At 71.7% G+C, this 3574-nt stretch carries 3 protein-coding genes; 1 reads left to right on the forward strand and 2 read right to left on the reverse strand.

What is annotated here, in order from left to right; translation table 11 throughout:
* The coding region (locus QR78_RS29390) for an Rrf2 family transcriptional regulator (protein ID WP_048431166.1) at positions 1-466 on the reverse strand (466 nt) is incomplete at its 3' end.
* 109 nt (positions 467-575) lie between these two features.
* Here QR78_RS29390 and hmpA point away from each other — a divergent pair.
* Positions 576-1832: an NO-inducible flavohemoprotein gene (hmpA, locus tag QR78_RS29395; protein WP_048431167.1), complete on the forward strand. Its 1257-nt coding sequence runs from the start codon at positions 576-578 to the stop codon at positions 1830-1832.
* 140 nt (positions 1833-1972) lie between these two features.
* Here hmpA and puuE read toward each other — a convergent pair whose 3' ends face one another.
* Entirely contained in the window at positions 1973-3415 is a 1443-nt protein-coding gene (puuE, locus tag QR78_RS29400; RefSeq protein WP_048431168.1) for an allantoinase PuuE, read from the reverse strand.
* Positions 3416-3574: the final 159 nt, after the last annotated feature.

The raw sequence follows: 3574 nt of genomic DNA on the forward strand, positions 1-3574 counted from the left end.
CCTCCCGCCCGCCTCCCTCCGGCAGGCCGAGGAGCCGCATCAGGTCGGGGGCCGAGCCATCCGCCAGCAGGTCGGCCAGCGTGTAGCGGTCGAGCACGGCCAGGAAGGCGCCGAGCGCCTCGCCGAGGACGTGGCGCAGGCGGCAGGCCGGCGTGATGGCGCAGGCGCCGCTCCCGAAGCACTCGACGAGGGCGAGGTCCTCTTCCGTCTGGCGCACCACCGCGCCGATCACGATCTCCCCCGGCGGCAGGGCGAGACGCAGGCCGCCGCCGCGGCCGCGGGTGGTGCGGACCAGGCCGAGCCGGCCGAGCTGGTGCACCACCTTGGTCAGGTGGTTCTCCGAGATGCCGTAGGCGCGGGCGATCTCGCCGATCGAGGCCTGCCGCGGCGCGCCGGTCCCGAGATCCTGCGCCCCGAGATAGAGCAGCGTGCGCAACGCGTAGTCGGTGTAGCGCGTCAGGCGCATGGGAGCCTCGCCCGCCTCATAACCTGTAAATCCTATACACCTTCAAGGGTCCGCGCTAAAAGGTGCATATCGAATGCATCTTTTAGCCACTGGACCGTCGAGCATCCTCATGCCGTCCCCGCTGAGCCCCGCCACCATCGCCCTCGTCAAGGCCACCGTGCCCGCCCTGGAGGTCCACGGCCTCGCCATCACCCGCCGGATGTACGAGCGGCTGTTCACGGATCCGGCGATCCGCGACCTGTTCAACCAGTCGCATCACGGCGAGACCGGGTCCCAGCCCAAGGCCCTGGCCAATGCGGTGCTCGCCTATGCGCGCAACGTCGACGATCTCGGCGCGCTCGCGGGCGCGGTCGAGCGCATCGCCCAGAAGCACGTCACCCTGGCGATCCTGCCGGCCCATTACGCATCCGTCGCCGAGGCCCTGCTTGGGGCGATCCGGGACGTGCTGGCCGAGGCCGCGACGCCGGAGATCTGCGCCGCCTGGGGCGAGGCCTACTGGGTCCTGGCCGGCATCCTGATCGATCGCGAGGCGGCGATCTACCACGATCACGCGGCCCGGCCCGGCGGCTGGACCGGCTGGCGCGACTTCCGCGTCGAGAGCGTGACGGTCGAGAGCGAGACGATCCGCTCCTTCGTGCTGGTGCCGGCGGATGGCGGGCCGGTGCTACGCCACGTTCCCGGCCAATATCTCTCGGTGAGGCTCGCCCTGCCGGGGGAGGGCGTGCTCGTGCGCAACTACTCGGTCTCCTGCGCGCCGAACGACCGGTCCTACCGCATCACCGTGAAGCGCGAGGCTGCCGACGATCGCCATCATGCCGGCCTGCCCGCCGGCCGGGTCTCGTCCTGGCTGCACGAGGCCGCCGATCCGGGCACGAGGCTCCAGGTTGCCGCCCCCGCCGGCGATTTCGTGCTCGACCGCGAATCGCGCGCGCCCGTCGTGCTGGTGAGCGGCGGGGTCGGCCTCACTCCGATGATGAGCATGCTCGAGACGATCCGGGCCGAGACGCCGGAGCGGCCGACCTGGTATGTCCACGGCGCGCTGAACGGCCGGGTCCATGCCATGGCCGGGCGGGCCCGGTCCCTCGCCGCCGGCTGCCCGGCGATCCGCCTGCACGTAGTCTACGAGTCGCCGGGGGCCGGCGACCGGCTCGGGACGGACCACGACGCGGTGGGCCGCATCACCCCGGACTGGCTCGTCGCCCACACCCCGGCGGCGGAGGCGACCTACTATCTCTGCGGCCCCAGAGCCTTCCTGGCGAGCCTCGTCCATGGGCTCGCCCGCCTCGGCGTACCGGCGGAGCGCATCCGCTACGAGGTCTTCGGGCCGGCGGACGAATTGGTGGAGGAGGCGCGGGCGGCGGCGTGAGGAACCGAGGGATGTCGGTCGAACCCGTCGAGCCGCCTCGTCCCGACCGACGGACTTAAAAAAAACCCCCTGGATCGTTCCGGGACCGCGCCGCGGAACCCGGAATCCGGACACGACGACCGTCCCGGGCGATGGGTCCGTCAGGCCGTGGCCGAGAAGACGTCCGGCAGCGAGGGCAGCCGCTGGCGCAGGCGCAGCAGTGCGATGGTCTCGATCTCCTGCAGCGCCCGGGCCCGCTCGTCCTCGGGTGGATTGTCGAGGCGCTCCTCGAGCTGGGCCAGGATCTCGTCCGGGCTCCTGCCCCGCACCGCCATGATGAACGGGAAGCCGTGGCGGGTGCGGTAGCGCTGGTTGAGGTCGAGGAAGCGGGCGCGGCCCTCGGCGTCGAGGGCGTCGAGGCCGGCCGAGGCCTGCTCGGCGCGCGATTCCGGCGCGAGGTCGGCCGCCGCCACCCGGCCGGCGAGATCGGGATGGGCGTGGATCAGGGCGAGCTGCCGCTCGGGCTCGGCCGCCCGCATCACCGCGACCATGGCGGCGTGGAGGCCGTCGGCCGAGTCCTGCATCCCCGAGAGTCCGGCGGCGTGGGCGCCATCCGCCACCCAGGGCGAGTGCTCGAACACGTCGCCGAAGCTCTCGACGAACAGGGCGCGGCCCATCCGGCTCGGGGTCAGGCCGGCGGGCGGATGGGTCTTGGCCCAGTGCCGGGCGATGTCGATGCGGCGGGTCACCCACACGTCGTCATGCGCCGCCACGTGGTCGAGGAAACGGGCGAGCGCCGCGATCCGCCCCGGCCGGCCGACGAGGCGGCAATGCAGGCCGATTGAGAGCATCCGGGGCGTCTCGGCGCCCTCCGCATAGAGCACGTCGAAGGAATCGCGCAGGTAGGCGAAGAACTGGTCGCCGGCGTTGAAGCCCTGCGGGGTGGCGAACCGCATGTCGTTGGCGTCCAGCGTATAGGGCACCACCAGTTGCGGCGCCCGCGGGCCCTCGACCCAGTAGGGCAGGTCGTCGGCGTAGGAATCGGCCGAGTAGAGGAAACCGCCTTCCTCCATCACCAGCCGCAGCGTATTTTCCGAGGTGCGGCCCGTGTACCAGCCGAGCGGGCGCTCGCCCGTCACCTCGGTATGGATGCGGATCGCCTCGTTCATGTGGGCCTTCTCCTCCTCGTAGGAGAAGTCGCGGTAGTCGATCCACTTCAGGCCGTGGCAGGCGATCTCCCAGCCGGCCTCGCGCATCGCCGCCACCGCGTCCGGGTTGCGCTGGAGCGCCGTGGCGACGCCGTAGACCGTCACCGGCAGGTCGCGCGCGGTGAAGAGCGCGTGGAGGCGCCAGAACCCGACCCGCGAGCCGTACTCGTAGATCGATTCCATGCTCATGTGGCGCTGGCCCGGCCAGGCCTGGGCGCCGACGATCTCCGACAGGAAGGCCTCCGAGGCGCGGTCGCCGTGGAGCAGGCAGTTCTCGCCGCCCTCCTCGTAGTTGATGACGAACTGCACCGCGATGCGGGCGCCGTTCGGCCATCGCGCCTGGGGCGGGGTGCGGCCGTAGCCGACGAGGTCGCGGGGGTAGGGGGAGTCGGTCATGTGTTCTGCGTCCGGTGGAGGCCGACGCCGCCCCATGCGGTGCCGGGCCCGGCGCGGGATCCCCTCTCTCACGTGGGTTGGCGGAATCACACGTCGTCTCGGAAGAACAGCCCCTTGTCGATACACGCGCTTTCCCCTTCCCCCTTGTGGGGAGGGGTC

Source organism: Methylobacterium indicum (assembly GCF_001043895.1).
GTDB lineage: Bacteria > Pseudomonadota > Alphaproteobacteria > Rhizobiales > Beijerinckiaceae > Methylobacterium > Methylobacterium indicum.